The sequence below is a fragment of the Thetidibacter halocola genome (genome assembly GCF_018224955.1).
Lineage (GTDB): Bacteria > Pseudomonadota > Alphaproteobacteria > Rhodobacterales > Rhodobacteraceae > Thetidibacter > Thetidibacter halocola.
This window is the reverse complement of the sequence record NZ_JAGTUU010000002.1, coordinates 150377-168200: the sequence shown is the minus strand read 5'-3', so window position 1 is coordinate 168200 and position 17824 is coordinate 150377. Positions and strand designations below refer to the sequence as shown.

Annotated in this window: 17 protein-coding genes; 5 read left to right on the top strand and 12 right to left on the bottom strand. The window is 65.7% G+C overall.

Features of this window, described 5'->3' with window-relative positions; all coding sequences use genetic code 11:
- Positions 1–73: 73 nt before the first annotated feature.
- The 6 genes from KB874_RS05060 to KB874_RS05035 form a co-directional block, all read right to left on the bottom strand.
- Positions 74–2275, bottom strand: coding sequence for an NADP-dependent isocitrate dehydrogenase (locus KB874_RS05060; RefSeq protein WP_212535471.1), 2202 nt, complete (start codon positions 2273–2275; stop codon positions 74–76).
- A gap of 123 nt (positions 2276–2398) precedes the next feature.
- Positions 2399–3691: a multicopper oxidase family protein gene (locus KB874_RS05055; protein ID WP_212535470.1), complete on the bottom strand. Its 1293-nt coding sequence runs from the start codon at positions 3689–3691 to the stop codon at positions 2399–2401.
- Positions 3692–3753: 62 nt separating this feature from the next.
- Positions 3754–4764, bottom strand: coding sequence for an inositol 2-dehydrogenase (iolG, locus tag KB874_RS05050; protein WP_212535469.1), 1011 nt, complete (start codon positions 4762–4764; stop codon positions 3754–3756).
- Between the two features lie 138 nt (positions 4765–4902).
- Positions 4903–5715, bottom strand: a complete 813-nt coding sequence (locus tag KB874_RS05045) for an SDR family oxidoreductase (RefSeq protein WP_212535468.1) — start codon at positions 5713–5715, stop codon at positions 4903–4905.
- Positions 5715–6938, bottom strand: coding sequence for a threonine ammonia-lyase IlvA (ilvA, locus tag KB874_RS05040; protein WP_212535467.1), 1224 nt, complete (start codon positions 6936–6938; stop codon positions 5715–5717). The genes KB874_RS05045 and ilvA overlap by 1 nt, the downstream gene beginning before the upstream one ends.
- Positions 6939–6965: 27 nt before the next feature.
- Positions 6966–7700, bottom strand: a complete 735-nt coding sequence (locus KB874_RS05035) for a hypothetical protein (protein ID WP_212535466.1) — start codon at positions 7698–7700, stop codon at positions 6966–6968.
- Between the two features lie 175 nt (positions 7701–7875).
- Here KB874_RS05035 and KB874_RS05030 point away from each other — a divergent pair, with 175 nt between their 5' ends.
- The 3 genes from KB874_RS05030 (at position 7876) to KB874_RS05020 (ending at position 10105) form a co-directional block, all read left to right on the top strand.
- On the top strand, positions 7876–9099 hold the full coding sequence (locus KB874_RS05030) for an argininosuccinate synthase (RefSeq protein ID WP_212535465.1): 1224 nt from the start codon (positions 7876–7878) through the stop codon (positions 9097–9099).
- A 234-nt stretch (positions 9100–9333) separates the two neighbouring features.
- A complete protein-coding gene (locus tag KB874_RS05025; RefSeq protein WP_212535464.1) occupies positions 9334–9753 on the top strand; it encodes a DUF1810 domain-containing protein in 420 nt (139 codons plus the stop codon).
- A 70-nt stretch (positions 9754–9823) separates the two neighbouring features.
- The gene (locus tag KB874_RS05020) at positions 9824–10105 is read left to right on the top strand and encodes an SCP2 sterol-binding domain-containing protein (protein ID WP_212535463.1); all 282 of its coding nucleotides are present in this window, start codon (positions 9824–9826) and stop codon (positions 10103–10105) included.
- A 64-nt stretch (positions 10106–10169) separates the two neighbouring features.
- Here KB874_RS05020 and KB874_RS05015 read toward each other — a convergent pair whose 3' ends face one another.
- The 4 genes from KB874_RS05015 to KB874_RS05000 form a co-directional block, all read right to left on the bottom strand.
- Positions 10170–10586, bottom strand: coding sequence for a DUF7282 domain-containing protein (locus tag KB874_RS05015; protein ID WP_212535462.1), 417 nt, complete (start codon positions 10584–10586; stop codon positions 10170–10172).
- 87 nt (positions 10587–10673) lie between these two features.
- Entirely contained in the window at positions 10674–11387 is a 714-nt protein-coding gene (locus KB874_RS05010) for a sulfotransferase-like domain-containing protein (protein ID WP_212535461.1), read from the bottom strand.
- Positions 11384–12280: a D-amino acid aminotransferase gene (locus tag KB874_RS05005; protein WP_212535460.1), complete on the bottom strand. Its 897-nt coding sequence runs from the start codon at positions 12278–12280 to the stop codon at positions 11384–11386. The genes KB874_RS05010 and KB874_RS05005 overlap by 4 nt, the downstream gene beginning before the upstream one ends.
- 3 nt (positions 12281–12283) lie before the next feature.
- A complete protein-coding gene (locus KB874_RS05000) occupies positions 12284–12943 on the bottom strand; it encodes a DUF2585 family protein (protein WP_346346507.1) in 660 nt (219 codons plus the stop codon).
- 31 nt (positions 12944–12974) lie between these two features.
- On the opposite strand from KB874_RS05000, the gene msrA reads away from it, so the two are divergent.
- Positions 12975–13610, top strand: coding sequence for a peptide-methionine (S)-S-oxide reductase MsrA (gene msrA / locus KB874_RS04995; protein ID WP_212535459.1), 636 nt, complete (start codon positions 12975–12977; stop codon positions 13608–13610).
- A gap of 19 nt (positions 13611–13629) precedes the next feature.
- Here the strand turns inward: msrA and KB874_RS04990 are convergent, their stop codons facing one another.
- Both KB874_RS04990 and KB874_RS04985 read right to left on the bottom strand, forming a co-directional pair.
- The gene (locus KB874_RS04990) at positions 13630–14502 is read right to left on the bottom strand and encodes a ribokinase (protein WP_212535458.1); all 873 of its coding nucleotides are present in this window, start codon (positions 14500–14502) and stop codon (positions 13630–13632) included.
- On the bottom strand, positions 14499–16160 hold the full coding sequence (locus KB874_RS04985) for an NAD+ synthase (RefSeq protein ID WP_212535457.1): 1662 nt from the start codon (positions 16158–16160) through the stop codon (positions 14499–14501). The genes KB874_RS04990 and KB874_RS04985 overlap by 4 nt, the downstream gene beginning before the upstream one ends.
- A gap of 161 nt (positions 16161–16321) precedes the next feature.
- Here KB874_RS04985 and KB874_RS04980 point away from each other — a divergent pair, with 161 nt between their 5' ends.
- A complete protein-coding gene (locus KB874_RS04980; protein ID WP_212535456.1) occupies positions 16322–17791 on the top strand; it encodes an MORN repeat-containing protein in 1470 nt (489 codons plus the stop codon).
- Positions 17792–17824: the final 33 nt, after the last annotated feature.

The following is a 17824-nucleotide window of genomic DNA, read 5'->3' as shown; positions in this document are numbered from 1 at the left end:
GGATTTCGAAGCGGGCGCACATTTCATCGAGGAAATGTGCAACTTCCGTCGACGGAAGTTGCCCGCACCAGGATCAGCCGATGATCGCGTTGAACGTCGCCGAGGGGCGCATCACCGCCGCGGTCTTGGCCGGGTCGGTGTGGTAGTAGCCGCCGAGGTCGGCGGGCTTGCCCTGACCGGCAGAGAGTTCCGCGGTGATCGCGGCCTCGCCATCAGCCAGCGCCTTGGCCATCGGCGCGAAGTGCGCGGCCATCTCGGCGTCGTCCGTCTGCGCCGCCAGCGCCTCGGCCCAGTAGCGGGCGAACCAGTAATGGCTGTGGCGGTTGTCCGGCTGGCCCACCTTGCGGCCCGGGCTGCGGTCGTTGTCGAGGATGCCCTGCGTCGCCGTATCCACCGCGTCGCCCAGCACCCGCGCCTTGGCGTTGCCCTTGGCGCTGGCGAGGAAGCGGAAGCTTTCGCCCAGCGCGCAGAACTCACCCAGCGAATCCCAGCGCAGGTGGTTCTCTTCCTGCAGCTGTTGGACGTGCTTGGGCGCCGAGCCGCCGGCGCCGGTCTCGAACAGACCGCCGCCGTTCATCAGCTTGACGATCGACAGCATCTTGGCCGAGGTCGCCAGTTCCAGGATCGGGAACAGGTCGGTCAGGTAGTCGCGCAGAACGTTGCCGGTGATGGCGATGGTGTTCTCGCCCTTCGTGATCGTCTCGAGGCTGGCGCGGGTCGCCTCGCGCGGCGCCATGATCTGGAACTTGTCGGCGACGCCCTTGGCCTCGAGGATCGGCTTGACCATGGCGATCAGCTGCGCGTCATGCGCGCGGGTTGCGTCCAGCCAGAAGATCGAGCGGTAGCCGGTGATCTTCTGCCGTTCGATGGCGAGGTTCACCCAGTCCTCGATCGGCGCCTTGCGGGTGCTGGCCGAGCGCCAGATGTCGCCTGCTTCGACCTTGTGCGAATGCAGCACTGTGCCATCGTCGAGGATCATCTTGACGGTGCCGTCCACCGGGATCTCGAACGTGGTCGGGTGGCTGCCGTATTCCTCGGCCTTCTGCGCCATCAGGCCCAGATTCTGCACGGTGCCGGCGGTGGCCGGGTTCAGCTTGCCGTTCGCCTTGAAGAAGTTGATCGCCTCGTCATAGATCGGGGCATAGGAATTGTCGGGGATCACGCAGTTCGTGTCGTGTTCCTTGCCGTCCGAGCCCCAGCCCTTGCCGCCGGCGCGGATCAGTGCGGGCATCGAGGCGTCGACGATCACGTCGGACGGGACGTGCAGGTTGGTGATGCCCTTGTCCGAGTTCACCATGTACATGTCGGGGCGTTCCGCGTTGACCGCGTCGATCGCCGCCATGATCTCGGCATCGCCCGAGACCTTGTCCAGCAGGTCGCCCAGGCCCGAGTTCGGGTCGACGCCCAGCGCCTTCATCCGGTCGCCGAACTTCTCGAAAACCGGGGCCAGCCAGGCCTTCACCGCGTGGCCGAAGATGATCGGGTCGGAAACCTTCATCATCGTGGCCTTGAGGTGCAGCGAGAACAGCGTGCCGTCGGCCTTGGTCTTGACGATCTCGTCCGCCAGGAACGCGCCCAGCGCCTTGGCCGACATGAAGGTCGCGTCGACCACGGTGCCCGCCGGGTAGGACACACCCTCTTTCAGGACGGTCTCGCCATCGGCGGTTTCCAGCACGATCTTGGCCGTCGCGGCCTTGGCCAGCGTGGCGGATTTCTCATTCGCGCGGAAATCGTTGCCGTTCATCGACGAGACGCGCGTCTTGCTGGTGGCCGACCAGTCGCCCATGCGGTGCGGGTTGGCCTGCGCGTATTTCTTGACGGCGGTGGCGGCACGGCGGTCCGAGTTGCCCTCGCGCAGGACCGGGTTCACGGCCGAACCCTTGATCGCGTCATAGCGGGCGCGGGCCTGCTTTTCGGCGTCGGTCTGCGGATCCTCGGGGTAGTCGGGCAGGTCGTAACCCTGCGACTGAAGCTCCTTGATCGCGCCGACCAGCTGCGGCACCGAGGCCGAGATGTTCGGCAGCTTGACCACGTTGGCCTGCGGCTGCTTCACCAGCTCGCCCAGGATCGCCAGGTCGTCGGGCTGGCGCTGCGCGTCGGTCAGGCGCTCGGGGAAGGCGGCGATGATGCGGCCGGCAAGGCTGATGTCCTTCGTGCCGACGGACACGTCAGCCGCGGCGGCAAAGCTGCGGATGATCGGCAGCAGAGAGGCCGAGGCAAGCTCGGGTGCTTCGTCAACCTTGGTGTAGATGATATCGGGAGTCGTATCGGACATGGGGAACCCCTTTCATTTCGCTGGCCCTCCCATATCCAAAGCAAAGCGCGGCGTCTACAGCATACAGTGGTATACAGTGTCGCAATTCGTCGCGTTTACCGCGCGCCGCCAGGCAAGCCCGACTCAGGCTACCTCGACCCAAGTCATCATACCCGAGGCCTGGTGTCCCAGCATGTGACAGTGCAACATCCACTTGCCCGGGTTGTCGAAGGTGCAGAGAATCTCGCGAGTCTCCCCGCGCTGGACGAAAGACGTGTCGCGCAGATCGCCGGGCTGGCCATCCGCCACCTCGAAGAAGTGGTGCCCGTGCAGGTGGATGCCATGCGGCCACGCGGTGTCGTTGATCATTGTGATCCGGGCTGTCTCGCCGCGCTTGAAGGTGGCAAAGGGCGCGTCCTTCATCCCGGAGACATCGTTGAAGGCCCAGATGTCGTCGCCGCCATGCCCAGCGCCCATTGCGCCACCCTGCATCCGCAGGGTCAGGTTCTGGGTCGGCGTGCCGGGCGCGGCGACAGAGGCCGCGGGCAGCGCCGAGATCGCACCGCCCAGCGGCGCGGGATTCTCGCCTGCAACCGCGATCCGGCCCATTTCATAAGGCTCGTCCCGAGTCGGAAAGTCGAAACGCACGTCGTCCTGCACATCCGCGATGATGTCGACCCGCTGCGCCGGGGCCAGCACCAGGTCGCCAATGTCGCGCGTCGCGCGCAGCGGCATCCCGTCCAGCGCCACGACCTTGCCCGCCACGCCCGACAACTGCACCGGAAAGATCCGCGCCGTCGCCACGTTGATGAGACGCAGCCGCACCCGGTCACCCCGCCGCACTTCGGCCACCGAGGGAATCGCGCGGGCGAAATTGCCCATCCGCCCGGCATGGGCGAAATCGTGCATGTTCCCGAAGCCCTCCATCATCGTGCCGGACTCTTCCAGTCGCCAGTCATCGACGATCACGGTGATGTCGTGATCGACGGCAGGCGGGTTCGGCTCTTCGACGATCAGGGGACCGTAGAGTCCACGTGCCACCTGCTCCCATGAGCGGTGATGTGAGTGATACCAGTAGGTGCCCGCATCCGGCACGGTAAAGCGATAGTCGAAATCCTCACCATCCCCGACGGGCGGTTGCGTCATGCCCGGCACCCCGTCCATCGCGTTCTCGATGCGGATTCCGTGCCAGTGGATGGCAGAGACGTCGCCCATCCGGTTCTCGAACCGAACCGCCAGTTCCGCCCCCTGTTTCAGGCGCAGTTCCGGTCCCGGCGTCGTGCCGTTGAAACCCAGCATCGCCGTCGTCCCGTCGCCCTCAGGCAGGATCTGCGCGACCACCGGTTCGGCCCTCAGGACCAGGGGAGCGGCCAGCGCAACCTTCGGCAACACCAGAGCGGCGGCACCAGTCATCAGAACGGAACGGCGTGTGAGCATCGGCATCCTCTCCTTTTCGCTATCAGGCGTCAGCGGAGAGGATGCGTCAAATCACGTCAGGTTCAAGAGCGTGAGCCGGTCAGATCCGCAAGGCGCACCGGCGCACCGGTTTTCACCGACCGCGTCGCCGCCTCGGCCATGACCAGTGCGGCCACGCCATCGGCCAGCGTCACCGGCATCGGACCGCCCGATTGCACGGCGTCGACAAAGGCTGCCCACTCCGCCTTGTAGGCGGGCATGTAGCGTTCGAGGAAGAACAGGACGGGCTTGGCCCCGGTCACGCCCTGAGTCGTCGATTTCACCACCGAGTTCTCGAGGATGTTTTGCGCCTGCAGCAGCCCTTCGGAGCCCAGCAACTCTACCCGCTGGTCATAGCCATAGACCGCGCGGCGCGAGTTCTTGATGACCGCGATCTTGCCGTCGGCATAGGTCATCGTGACCACTGCGGTATCGACGTCGCCCGCCGCGCCGATCGCGGGATCGACGATCGACGACCCCACGGCGCTGACAGAGACCGGCGCCTCGCCCATGATGAAATTCGCCATATCAAAGTCGTGGATCATCATGTCACGGAACAGCCCGCCCGAGACCTTTACATAGGACACCGGAGGCGGTGCCGGGTCGAAGGACGTGATGGCCAGCAACTCGGGCTTGCCGATCTCGCCACCCTTGAGCGCCGCCTTGAGCGCGCCGAAATTCGGATCGAAGCGACGGTTGAAGCCGATCATCACGGACTTGCCCGTGGCCTGCACCGCCTTCAGACAGGCCCGCGCGCGTTCCAGGCTCAAATCCACCGGCTTTTCGCACAGCACGGCCTTGCCGGCAGCGGTCGCAGCCTCCATCAGGTCGGAATGCGTATCGGTCGAGGTGGCGATCAGCACCGCGTCGATGGACGGGTCAGACAGAAGCGCCTGGCTGCTGCGCGCTTCGGCGCCGACCGTCGCGGCCAGCTTTTCGGCGCTGTCGGCCACCACGTCGGAAATCGCGACCAGGCGGCTGCCGGGATGCGCGATGATCGCGCGAGCATGCACCTGGCCGATACGGCCGGCGCCCAGAAGACCGATGTTCAGCATGGATATCCCTTTCGCTGCCAGGCCCCAGACGGGGCCGCCTTGTCCTGCGATACACCCGGCGCGGCGCCGGCCAAACGGGGGCCGCGCATTTTACCTCATTCCCTGTCAGGAAACCTCGGATTGAGTGACGGAAACCTGTCAGATCAACCGGTGCAGCGCGGCAAGGTCGGCAGGCAGACCCTCGGCGAAGGCGCGGGCGCGCAACCGGCGCATGCCTGCAATCCAGCGGTCGGTGTCCTCGGCGCGGCGGCGAAAGAACTCGGCCGCCTCGGGATGCGGCAGGATCAGGAATCGACCCTGTTCGAGTCCATCCATAAGGGATTGCGCCACGTCCTCGGCGGTCAGGACGCGGTCGGGCCGGTCCTCGGTCGCGTCGGCGTCGTAGCCCAGCAGCGGCGTCGCGACATAAAGCGGGCAGACGCAGGACACATGGATGCCCTGGTCACCATGCTCGATCGCCAGGGACTGCGCCAGGCTGACAGCAGCGTGTTTCGTCGCCGAGTAGGGTGCATCACCGATCTGGCTCAACAGCCCGGCGGCGGAGGCGACATTGACCAGCCAACCCTCGCCGCGCGCGATCATCCCCGGCAGCAACAGGCGGCAGGCGCGCAGATGCGCCATGACATGCACATCCCAGCTGTCTTGCCACAACGCGTCGGAGGCGGAACACGGCCCCGCGACGGCACCGCGCGCGAAACCCGCATTCGACACCAGCATGTCGATCTGGCCCAACGCCTGTTGCGCCCCGTCGACCAGCGCGGCGATCTGCGCCTCGTCGCGCACATCGCAGGCTATCGCCATACCGCCAACCTCATCCGCCACGGATTGGGCCGAAACAGGGTCGATATCCGAAACGGCAACCCGCACCCCCGCACCCGCAAGGCGCCGCGCGATGGCGCGTCCGATGCCCTGCCCAGCGCCGGTGACGATGGCGGTCTTGCCCCCCAGCATCAGATCACGAACCGCGCCAGCAATTCGTCATCGGTGATGTCCTGGTAGGTCATCCCGGCGCCGTCCAGCTTGGCGAACAGCGTCTGGAAATTCGACGGCTCCGGCGTCTCGATCCCGATCAGGACAGAGCCGAAGTTGCGCGCCGATTTCTTGAGATACTCGAACCGCGCGATATCGTCGTCCGGGCCCAGCAGGTCGAGGAAATCGCGCAACGCGCCGGGCCGCTGCGGCAGGCGCAGGATGAAATACTTCTTCTGCCCCGCCCAGCGCTGGGCGCGTTCCTTGACCTCGGGCAGACGTTCAAAGTCGAAGTTCCCGCCCGAGGTGATGCAGACGACCTTGCGCCCGGCGATCCCCTGCCCGAGATCCTTCAGCGCATCGACCGACAGCGCGCCCGCGGGCTCCAGCACGATCCCCTCGACGTTCAGCATCTCCAGCATGGTCGTGCACAGCCGGTCCTCGGAGATGGTCAGCGTGTTGGCCACACCCACGCTCTTCAGCCGGTCAAAGGTGCGTTCGCCGATCTTCGCCACGGCGGCACCGTCAGCGAAGGTGTTGACCGATTTCAGCGCCACGGGCCGCCCCGCCTCCAGCGCGGCGCGCAGGCAAGCGCCGCCCGAGGGTTCCACGAACGTATAGGCGCAAGCCGTGCCGAAATAGGACAGCACCCCCGCAGACAGGCCACCGCCGCCCACCGGGATCACGATGTGATCGGGCACACCGCCCAGTTGCTGCTCGATCTCGACGGCGACGCTGGCCTGGCCCTCGATCACGTCCTCGTCGTCGAAAGGCGACAGGAAATGCCCGCCCTCCTGCGCGCAAAAGGCCTGTGCCGCCCGCAGGCAGTCGTCGAAATAGTCACCGGTCAGGCGGATCTCGATATTGTCGCCGCCGAACATCTGGGTCTTCTGGATCTTCTGGTCGGGCGTCGTGACCGGCATGAAGATAACGCCCTTCCGCCCGAAATGCCGGCACATGTAGGCCACGCCCTGCGCGTGGTTGCCTGCGCTGGCGCAGACGAACAACTCCGCGTCCTGCTTGCGCATGGCGTTGAAGGCGCCGCGCAGCTTGTAGCTGCGGACCGGCGACAGGTCCTCGCGTTTCAGCCAGATCTCGGCGCCATAGCGCTGCGACAGGTGATCGTTACGCAACAGCGGCGTCTCGGGAAAGACGCCTCGCATGGCTTCGGTGGCCGCGCGGGCCCGGGTCTGAAAATCACTCATGGTTCAGCCGTGCCGCAAAGCGCGGGTTCAGTCAATCGGGCGACCCTCGACATAGTGCCCATGCAGGGTCGTCAGGATGCTGACCCCGGCCAGCGCCAGAACGACCGAAACGGGCAGCGACAACGCCAGTGCGAGGATCGGCACGACCAGCGCGAGGATGGTCACCACCGTCTGCGCCACCACATTGACCAGGAACAGAAGCAGCATCGCCATCAGGATCGACGGGCTGGAGCCCTTCGTCGCCTCCCAGGCCTGCGCCAGCGTGATCGGCTGTCCGATGGCGCCCGCCGGCAGGATCACCGCCAGCCGGTAGAACAGGATCGTCAGGCCCAGCATGACGATCGGCAGGACGATCACGCTTGCCGGGCCGAACAGCCCAACAACGAACAACACCGGGAACAGCGCCAGCGACATCAGCAGCGACAGCAACAGGAACCGCCCGAAATAGCCCAGCACCAAGGCTGGGTGCAGCGACGGGACCCAGCCACCGGGATATTCTTCCAGCAGGACGAAACGGTGCCAGTTCACCACGATCACCAACATGGCGACCATGCCGACCAGCACCGTCAGGATGACACCAGAGGCAAGGGCGGGGTCCAGCGTTTCGGGTTCCGCCTGCAAGGCCGCGAACCCGGCCGGTCCGATCGTCAGAAGCCCGACGAGCATAACCGCAAGAACCGGCAGCGCGCCGATACGCAGCGCCTCCTGCCAGTTGCGCAGGACCAGCAGCAAAGAATGCCGGAAGATGGTGAAACCCTTCATCGCGCCCCCTGACACAAACCCTGTCTTTCGATTGACACCGTAACCGGCTGCCCGCGTCAACGCCATCCCGGCGATCTTTTCCAACTGCGCTCCGCGATGCGCGAAACGGCGCCGCCTTGCCGCGCCGCACAAAACCCGGTAATCCGCCCGCCAAACCTGACGGGGGACCCCTGACATGACCGCGCCCAAGAAAGTCGTCCTTGCCTATTCCGGCGGCCTCGACACCTCGATCATCCTGAAATGGCTGCAAACCGAATACGGGTGCGAGGTGGTGACCTTCACCGCCGACCTTGGCCAGGGAGAGGAGCTGGACCCAGCCCGCAAGAAGGCCGAGATGCTGGGAATCAACCCCGACTCGATCTTCATCGAGGATCTGCGCGAGGAATTCGTGTCTGACTTCGTCTTTCCGATGTTCCGCGCCAACGCGGTCTACGAGGGTCTGTATCTGCTGGGCACCTCCATCGCACGGCCGCTGATCTCGAAACGGCTGGTCGAGATCGCAGAGGAAACCGGCGCCGACGCTGTGGCGCATGGCGCAACCGGAAAGGGCAACGACCAGGTGCGGTTCGAACTGTCGGTGGCCGCGCTGAACCCCTCGCTCAAGGTGATCGCGCCCTGGCGGGAATGGAACCTGACCTCGCGCACCTCGCTGCTGGCCTTCGCCGAGCAGAACCAGATCCCCATCGCCAAGGACAAGCGCGGAGAGGCCCCGTTCAGCGTGGACGCGAACCTGCTGCACACCTCGTCCGAGGGCAAGGTGCTGGAAAACCCCGCCGAGGAAGCGCCCGATTACGTCTATGCCCGCACCGTCCACCCCGAGGACGCGCCGGACCAGCCCGAAATCATCGAGGTGACGTTCGAGAAGGGCGACGCCGTGGCGATCAACGGCAAGGCCCTGTCGCCCGCAACGATCCTGACGGACCTGAACGAATACGGTCGCAAGCACGGTATCGGGCGGCTCGACTTCGTGGAAAACCGCTTTGTCGGGATGAAGTCGCGCGGCATCTACGAAACGCCCGGCGGCACCATCCTGCTGGAGGCGCATCGCGGCATCGAACAGATCACGCTGGACAGCGGCGCGGGCCACCTCAAGGACTCGCTGATGCCGCGTTATGCCGAGCTGATCTACAACGGCTTCTGGTTCTCACCCGAGCGCGAGATGCTGCAGGCGCTGATCGACAAGTCGCAGGAACACGTGACCGGCACCGTGCGGCTGAAGCTGTACAAGGGCTCGGTCCGCTGCATCGGCCGGTGGTCGGAGCATTCGCTGTATTCCGAGGCGCATGTGACCTTCGAGGACGACGCCGGCGCCTATGACCAGAAAGACGCCAAGGGCTTCATCACCCTGAACGCCCTGCGCCTGCGCCTGCTGGCGGCCCGGAACCGGCGGCTGGGGTAAGGGCGCAAGGCTGCGCGAGCGCCGACCCGCGGGGAGGCGCCGCAACCTCTGAACGGCGCGCTTTATGGCAGCGATGTCCGGCTGACCTCCGAGCTTGTCTCTGATGGCAGCCAAAGTGCCGCCCCATGGGGGCGGGTCGGCGCTCGCGCGGCGGCCTTCGGCCTTGTCCCGCGCGTAGGTTTCAAATTCCGGCGGATTGGAGCAATTTGCTATGATCCGACAGGAGCAGACCGAATGCCCACCCTCTCCGGATTCGTCACTGCACAGGAAGCCGTCTGGCCCGACGTTCTGCGCGAACTGCGCGCCGGGCAGAAGACCAGCCACTGGATCTGGTGGGTGTTCCCGCAACTGTCCAGCCTGGGCCGCTCGCCCCGAGCCAGGCATTTCGGGCTGTCGGGCGTGGACGAGGCGGCAGACTATCTCGCTCACCCGATCCTCGGCCCACGCCTGGTCGAGGTGTCACAAATCCTTTTGAGTCACACCGGCACCGACCCCGAAACCATCCTGGGTCCAATCGACTCGCTCAAGGTGCGGTCCAGCCTAACCCTGTTCGAGGCCGTTCCCGACGCCGATCCCGTGTTCGCGCAGGTTCTCGACGGGATGTATGGCGGCACCCGCTGCCCGATCACGCGGCAGGCCGTGGCGGCGGGCTGACAGGGCGCAACGTCACGCTGGGCGCGCGACGCGGCTTGCGTCATGCAGGACGCACCACATGGAGGGTGTAATGAACCTGGACGACATCGCGGCGCTGATCCGCAAGGGGCTGGGCCGCAAGCCGCTGGACAACAGCCTGACATTCGATTGCGGCGCGGACGGCATGCTGCGGCTGGAAGGCACAGAGGCGGTGCTCTCGACCGACCCGGCCGATTGCACGATCCGCATCTCGCAGGCGAATCTCGAAAAGCTGGTGCAGGGCCAGTTGAACCCGATGACCGCCTTCGCGCTGGGCAAGATCAAGGTCTCGGGCGATATGAGCGTGGCGCTGAAGCTGGGCCAGCTTCTGTAAACGGATCGGGGCGGGATCGACTCCCGCCCCCACTCGTTACATCAGGCCACTCGGAAAAACCGGATTATTTCGCGGTGACGACCGTCATCACCAGGTTGCCGTCGATGCGGATCGGGCCGTCTTCCTTGGCGCCCAGCGTGTATTCGAAGCCGCCCGCCGTCATGCCGCCGTCCTCGCCATGGACCATCAGCATCAGCTTTTCGCCCGGCGCGACCGCCTCGGTCAGGATCGCGGCCACGTCCATCGTCTCGCCTTCGCGCAGCGGGGCGTAGCCGACAACCGGACCCGGCTTCATGTCATCGCCGGTACGGTGCACGACCAGCCAGCCATTCGCGGGCGCGACGACCTTGGAGGCCGTGACGATACCGGTCGAAACGTCCTGGTCGGCAGCCTCGACTCCGGGTGCCATGGCATGGCCTGCGGCGTGGCCCATCGTGGCGAGGATCGCAAAGGCGGCGGTGGTGGTCAGAATGGATTTCATGTCTCTCTCCTGTCTGTGCATGCGCACGGCCAGCGCCGTGCTCGCCCATAGACACGGACGCCGCCGGGAAAGAGTTTCAGGACAGAGTCAGATTTTCAGCGCCCGCGCCGCCATACGCTCGAAATGCGGCATCGCCTCGTCCGTCAAGGCGCGGGCCCGGCCCTCGAGCACCGGCAGCGGCCCCTCCGGCCCGGCGAACCCGGTCGAGCCATGCAGGCTGCGATACCAGGCCGGCGCCCAGGCGCCGTCATAGGGTTTCGGCCCGGCGGGCCAGGACAGAACCACAGGATTCCAGTCCAGCCCGATCGCATCGCAAAGCGCGCGCAGCATTCCCTCGGGATCGTCGCGAATGTCGGCGCTGTCCACCACGACCGGCTCCTGCCCCAGCGCGCGGACATGGTCGAACAACTCCGCCTGCGCGGCAAAACCGATATCGTCTGCCCCCGCCTGCGGGAAACCCTGCGTGAAGCTTGCCACCACGCGCGCCGGATGGCGGATCAGGAAGACGTTGACGCATTCGGCCATGAAGCCGCGCGGGATGCCGGGAATCATGTGCTGGCACATGTGCTTGTGATAGACATGAAGCTGGGAAAGCGGTGCCAACAGTCTCTGTTCCACCTCAACCGGGCCTTCCGGGCGGCTGGCCAGCACCGCCTCCCGCATCGGATGATCCAGCCCCGTCAGCCGCAGGTAAGGGCCGTAAAACGGCTCGTCCCAGACCTCGAAATCGGGGCGCTGGGCGAAGGCATACATCATCGCCGTCGACAGGTTGCGCGGCCCGGACCACATCGCCAGCCTCATGCCGCCACCAGCGCCTTGTAGAGATCGCGGAGGCGCGCCGTCACTGGCCCCATCTGTCCGTCGCCGATCACACGCCCGTCGATCATGCCGACCGGAGTCTGCGCGCCGAACGTGCCGGTGAGAAACGCCTCATCCGCCGAGTAGGTATCGACGAGAGAGAAATTCCGCTCGAAACACGGAATGCCGTTGGCGTGGCACAGGTCGATGACCTTCTGGCGCGTGATCCCGTTCATGCAATAGTCGCCGGTCGAGGTCCAAACCGCCCCTTTCCGCACGATGAAGAAGTTGCAGGCGTTCGTCGTGTTCACGAACCCATGCACGTCCAGCATCAAGGCCTCGTCCGCCCCGGCCTTCTCGGCGGCGATGCACGCGAGGATGCAGTTCAGCTTGGAATGACTGTTCAGCTTGGGGTCCTGGCTCATCGGCAAGCCACGGATATGCGGCACGGTGGCCAGGCGGATCGGACGCGGGATCGAGGGGCGCGAATGCTCCATGATGATGACCATCGTCGGCCCCTGCCGCGACAGCGACGGATGCTGGAACGGACGGCTTTTCACCCCGCGCGTCACCATCAGGCGGGCATGGGCGTCGGTCGTCATGCCATTCGCCTGTTGCGTCTCTAACAAGGCGGAAATCACGCCGGCACGATCCATCCCGATATCCAGGTCGATCGCCTTGGCGGCCTCGAACAGGCGGTCGACATGCTCGTCCAGGAAGGCCCAGCGCCCGTCATACAGGCGCAGTCCCTCCCACACGCCGTCGCCCAGCATGAAGCCGGAGTCGAACACGCTGACCGTCGCCTCGGCCCGTGGCTTCAGCGCGCCGTTCACCCAGATCAGCACGGTTTCGTTGCACGCGTCCTCTTGCGCTTGATGGGTCGTGACCTGCGCCATGTCTCAGCCTCCGGACTGCCAGTTCAGGACGGTTTCGCTGGGCGCCAGCAGCATCAGGATGTTGAGCGCCAGACCGTCGCGGATCGCGAGCGTCGTCCAGACCTCGAAACCCAGGCAGATCGCGACGCTGGCCCAGATCGGCAGACGCCGGGCCAGCAAAAAGCCCAGCCACATCGCTATGACATCCGCTGTCGAGTTCACCACGCTGTCGCCCATGTAGTCGACCGACACCGTCGTGTCGCGGTAGTGCTGGATCACGGCGGGCGTGTTCTCGAGGATCTCCCAGCTGACCTCGGCCAAGGTCGCCAGCGCGAAACGCCAGCCGAGGCTCAGCCGCCGCAACACCAGCCAGCCAACCCCGAAGAACGCAAAGCCGTGGATCACGTGGCTGGGCGTATACCAGTCGGTCAGGTGCATGTTGCCCTCGGCCGTGCCCAGCGCCCCGTACCAGGGCAGGACATAACCGCAGGGACACAGGATCTGCCGCCCCATGAGATACAGGACCAGCCCTGACAGGACGATCAGCAGAAAGGCGGCCAGGAAGGGGGCGCGGGGATGCGACATGGCCAGAGCCTGCACCCGCGTGATGCGCCCTGTCCAGCCATCACGCACGTTCAACGCGGCGTGAAAACGGATGACAGGACTTGTCCAAAAGGTCGCCACCCCGCAGGCTCGCCCCAAAGAGGAGTCCGCGATGCTTGCCTTTCTTCGTCTGACCCTGTTCGCCTTGGCCACTACGATTGCGTTCGCCCCGCGTGCGGAAGCCGCCGAGATCATCGTCGCGGGTGGATGTTTCTGGTGCGTCGAGGCCGATTTCGAGAAGGTGCGCGGCGTGCGCGACGCGGTGTCGGGCTATACCGGGGGCACGGTCGCCAATCCGACCTACAAGCAGGTGGTTCGCGGCGGCACAGGGCACTACGAGGCGGTGCGCATCGTCTTCGATCCCGCCCGGGTGGATATGCGCCAGCTGTATGACCTGTTCTTCCGGTCGGTCGATCCGACCGATGCGGGCGGCCAGTTCTGCGACCGGGGCGACAGCTATCGCACGGCGATATTCGTCTCTGATTCAGCACAAAAGCAGGCCGCAGAGGCGGCCAAGGCAGCGGCAGAGGCCGCCTTGGGCCGCAAGATCGTCACACCGATCCTGCCCGCCGCGCCCTTCTACAAGGCCGAGGATTATCACCAGGGCTATTACAAGAGCAGCGAAAGCACGCTGACGCGGTTTGGCTATGTCTCGCGCAAGGACGCGTACAAGCGGTACCGCCAAGCCTGCGGCCGGGATCAGCGGGTCAGACAGCTCTGGGGCAATGCGGCGCCTTTCGTGAACTAGGGGCGATTGGCGTTCCCAGTTACAGGCTGAGGTCCTGCACGTCCTTCAGGTCAGGGATCACGTCTGCAGTGCCCTGCCGCGTGACCATGATCGCCGCCGCGCGGATCGCCTGGCTGATCGCCTGCGGCATCGGCATGCCACGATCCAAACCGGCCAGCAGGTAGCCAGTGAACGTGTCGCCTGCCCCGGTCGTATCGACGGGCTCGACCTTCGGCGCCGGGAAATCGCGACTTTCGCCCGAGTCGGTGTTGTGCCAGCGGCAGCCTTCGGCCCCCAGCGTCACCACCACGTCGCGCACCGGCAACGCCTCGGGCGCGAGGCCCGTTGCCGCCTGCAACTGCGCCGCCTCGACCGCGTTCAGCACCAGCAGGTCCAGCAGTGGCAGCACCGACTGCACCGCCGCAGCGTCGAAGGGCGCGGCGGCATAAGCCACCCGCATCCCGCGCGCCGAGGCCCGTTCCGCCCCCTCGCGCTGCATGTTGGTTTCGTTCTGGAACAGGAACGTGTCGCCATCCCGCGCCTCGGCCAGCGCAGCGGCGAGATGTGTCTCTGACAAGGCCCGATTGGCCCCCGGATGCAGGATGATCGCGTTTTCGCCGCCCTCGTCGACGGCGATGATCGCATGGCCCGTCGCCTCGTCCAGCGTCACGATATGGCGCGTATCGACGCCATATTCCGTCAGCCGCTCGACCGCCCAGCGCCCGTCGGCCCCCACTGCTCCCACATGCACGCAGCGCGCCGCCGCCCGCGCAGCGGCGACCGACATGTTCGCGCCCTTGCCACCCAGCCCGCGAGAGAACGCGGTGGCGGCAAGCGTCTCGCCCGGTCCGGGCAGATGCGGCACGCGATAGAACAGGTCGGCGTTGATCGAGCCGAGGTTGAAGATCGTCATGTCGGATCCCGCCAACGGTTCACGATGGGATAGCGCCGGTCCAGCCAGAAGGCGCGCCGCGTCAGGCGAGCGCCGGGGGCGGACTGGAACCGCTTGTACTCGCTGAGATACAGCAGGCGTTCGACCCGCTGGGCATCGGCACGCTCGTAGCCTGCTGCGACGCACTCGGCGATGCTGCCCTCCTGCTCCACCAGGATATCGAGGATGGCATCCAGCACCGGGTAATCGGGCAGCGAATCGCTGTCCTTCTGGTCGGCGCGCAACTCGGCGCTGGGGGGCTTGGTGATGATGCGGTCGGGAATGACCTCTCCGCCCGGGCCCATCATCCAGTCGCGGTGATTGGCATTGCGCCAGCGGCAGGTCTCGAACACGCGGGTCTTGTACAGATCCTTGATCGGGTTGTAGCCGCCCGCCATGTCGCCGTAGATCGTGGCATAGCCCACCGCCACCTCGGACTTGTTGCCGGTGGTCAGCAGCATTTCCCCGAACTTGTTCGACAGTGCCATCAGCAGCAGACCGCGCAGACGCGACTGGATGTTTTCCTCTGTCAGGTCGGGTTGGGTGCCCTTGAAAAGCGGCTCCAGCGTGGCCGAAATCGCGGCGCGCCCCTCGCTGATCGGGACGAAGTCATAGCGGCACCCCAGCGCCGTTGCGCAGGCCTTGGCATCCTCAAGCGAGTGCTGCGAGGTGTATTCCGAGGGCAGCATCACGCAGCGCACGTTTTCCGCGCCCAGCGCATCGACCGCGATCGTCGCCACCAGCGCCGAGTCCACGCCACCCGACATGCCCAACAGAACCTTGCCGAAGCCGGTCTTGGCGCAATAGTCGCGCAAGCTGGTGACCATCACGCGGTAATCGGCCTCCCATTCGTCGGGATAATGCGTGAACAGTCCGTCCTCGGCCTTCCAGCCGTCAGGGCCACGCACGAAATCCACATGCGTCACGCAGTCGTCGATGAAGGGCAACTGCGCCGCCGGCTTGCCATGCGGATTCAGAACAAAGGACGCGCCATCGAATACCTGGTCGTCCTGCCCTCCCACCATGTTCAGGTAGACCAGTGGCAACCCGCTTTCGACGACGCGGGCGACCATATGGTTCTGCCTCGTCTCCATCTTCTTGCGGAAATAGGGCGAGCCGTTAGGCACCAGCAGGATCTCGGCCCCGGATTCCTCCAGCGCCTCGACGACGTCGGGATACCAGGCATCCTCGCAGACCGGCATGCCGATGCGCACGCCGCTCACCGCGACCGGCCCCTGCATCCGCGAGCGCGAGAACAGCCGCACCTCGTCGAAGACGTTGAAGTTGGGCAGGAAGAACTTGTGCACCACGGCGGCGACCTGCCCGCCCTGCAACGTGTAATAGCTGTTGTGCAGGCGCATGTCCTCGCCCGGGCAAGGACCGCCAATGCACAGCGCCGGACCATCGGCGCAATCCCGCGCCAGCGCCTCGATCGTGTCGACGGCGGCACGGACAAAGCCGGGCTTCAGGATCAGGTCCTGAGTCTGGTAGCCGGTGATGAACATCTCGGGCAGGGCCACCAGGTCGGCCCCGGCCTCCTTGCCCTGCAACCACGCCTCGCGGGCCTTGGCGGCATTGCCGGCAAGATCGCCCACGGTCGGGTTCAGCTGCGCCATCGTCAGGCGGAAACGGTCGGTCATGACGTGCCCTTTCATCCTGTTCGCCCACATAGCAGATGACACCGCGAGGGGAAGCGGTTTGCCGATCCCCGCCCGTCCGGGCAAAAGAGATTGCCCCGCCCTGCCCGCTCCTTTACCTTCCCGGCATCCTACCAGAACACCCTCAACCGGGGCGCGCAGGCATGAAGATCACAGGCATCCTACCCCTCGTCATCGCGGCCGCACTGGCCAGCGCCGCAGCGGCGCAGGATGGCGACGTGCAGGTCAAGCAATATGACGATGGCGGCGTCTATGAAGGCACGTTCAAGGACGGCTTGCAGCACGGCACGGGCACCTATCGCCTGCCCAACGGCTACGAATACGCCGGCGAATGGGTGGATGGAGAGATCCGTGGCGAGGGCGTCGCGCGGTTTCCCAACGGGTCGGTCTATGTCGGCCAGTTCGCCAAGGGCAAGCCAGAGGGCGTCGGCAAGATCACCTTTGCCGATGGCGGTACCTATGAGGGCACCTGGGTCGATGGCAAGATCACCGGCCAGGGCACTGCGATCTATGCCAATGGCGTGCGCTATGAAGGTTCGTTCAAGAACGCGCTGCATCACGGGCGGGGCCTGATGACCGCGCCGGATGGCTATGTCTACGACGGCGCCTGGGTGAACGGGGTCAAGGAGGGCGAGTCAAAGATCACCTATCCCGACGGATCGGTCTATGACGGCCGCGTCGCCGATGGCGAGCGCGACGGGCTGGGCAAGCTGACCATGCCCGACGGGCTGATCTACGAGGGCACCTGGCGCGACGGACAGATCGACGGGCAGGGCAAGCTGACCCAGCCCAATGGCGACGTCTATGAAGGCGCGCTGGTCGATGGCCGGCGCGAGGGGCGCGGGAAAGTCACCTATGCCAATGGCGACATCTATGACGGCGCCTTCGACAACGATCAGCGCCACGGACAGGGCACCTTCATGGGAGCCGACGGCTACCGCTACGAGGGTCAATGGGTCGCCGGCCAGATCGAAGGCCAAGGTAGCGTTACCTATCCCGACGGCTCGGTCTATGCCGGAGAGTTCCGCGGCGACCTGGCCAACGGCAAGGGCAAGATCACCTATCCCGACGGCGCCACCTATGAGGGCGACTGGGTCGATGGCGTGATCGAGGGCCAGGGCACCGCCACCTATCCCAACGGGCTGGTCTATACCGGCGGTTTCCGCAACGCCCGAAACGACGGCTATGGCGTGATGACCTATCCCGACGGCTACCGCTACGAGGGTGACTGGAAGGATGGCGAACGCCACGGCACTGGCCGCGCGACCTATGCCGACGGCACCGTCTACGAGGGTCAGTTCCGGGACGGCCAGCGCCACGGCGAGGGCACGATCACGATGTCAAACGGGTTCTCTTACGTCGGCCAGTGGGACAAGGGCGAGATCAGCGGAACGGGCGTCGCCACCTACGCCAATGGCGATGTCTACGAGGGCACGTTCGTCAGCGGCAAGCGCCAGGGCGAAGGCACGATGCGCTATGCCACCGGCGAACAGGCCGCGGGCGAATGGATCAACGGTGCTCTGAACAGCGCCACCGCCCGCGTCACCCCGGCACAGGCCACCCCTGAGGGCACGACCGAAGGCGGTCCGACCGAAGCTCCTGCCAATAACTAGACTCTGTTCCGGCCAAAGAGGGGCGCGACCGGG

Coding starts and splice junctions, on each gene's coding strand:
- KB874_RS05060 (WP_212535471.1), bottom strand. CDS start 2,275: ATGTCCGATACGACTCCCGATATCATCTACACCAAGGTTGACGAAGCA.
- KB874_RS05055 (WP_212535470.1), bottom strand. CDS start 3,691: ATGCTCACACGCCGTTCCGTTCTGATGACTGGTGCCGCCGCTCTGGTG.
- iolG (WP_212535469.1), bottom strand. CDS start 4,764: ATGCTGAACATCGGTCTTCTGGGCGCCGGCCGTATCGGCCAGGTGCAT.
- KB874_RS05045 (WP_212535468.1), bottom strand. CDS start 5,715: ATGCTGGGGGGCAAGACCGCCATCGTCACCGGCGCTGGGCAGGGCATC.
- ilvA (WP_212535467.1), bottom strand. CDS start 6,938: ATGAGTGATTTTCAGACCCGGGCCCGCGCGGCCACCGAAGCCATGCGA.
- KB874_RS05035 (WP_212535466.1), bottom strand. CDS start 7,700: ATGAAGGGTTTCACCATCTTCCGGCATTCTTTGCTGCTGGTCCTGCGC.
- KB874_RS05030 (WP_212535465.1), top strand. CDS start 7,876: ATGACCGCGCCCAAGAAAGTCGTCCTTGCCTATTCCGGCGGCCTCGAC.
- KB874_RS05025 (WP_212535464.1), top strand. CDS start 9,334: ATGCCCACCCTCTCCGGATTCGTCACTGCACAGGAAGCCGTCTGGCCC.
- KB874_RS05020 (WP_212535463.1), top strand. CDS start 9,824: ATGAACCTGGACGACATCGCGGCGCTGATCCGCAAGGGGCTGGGCCGC.
- KB874_RS05015 (WP_212535462.1), bottom strand. CDS start 10,586: ATGAAATCCATTCTGACCACCACCGCCGCCTTTGCGATCCTCGCCACG.
- KB874_RS05010 (WP_212535461.1), bottom strand. CDS start 11,387: ATGAGGCTGGCGATGTGGTCCGGGCCGCGCAACCTGTCGACGGCGATG.
- KB874_RS05005 (WP_212535460.1), bottom strand. CDS start 12,280: ATGGCGCAGGTCACGACCCATCAAGCGCAAGAGGACGCGTGCAACGAA.
- msrA (WP_212535459.1), top strand. CDS start 12,975: ATGCTTGCCTTTCTTCGTCTGACCCTGTTCGCCTTGGCCACTACGATT.
- KB874_RS04990 (WP_212535458.1), bottom strand. CDS start 14,502: ATGACGATCTTCAACCTCGGCTCGATCAACGCCGACCTGTTCTATCGC.
- KB874_RS04985 (WP_212535457.1), bottom strand. CDS start 16,160: ATGACCGACCGTTTCCGCCTGACGATGGCGCAGCTGAACCCGACCGTG.
- KB874_RS04980 (WP_212535456.1), top strand. CDS start 16,322: ATGAAGATCACAGGCATCCTACCCCTCGTCATCGCGGCCGCACTGGCC.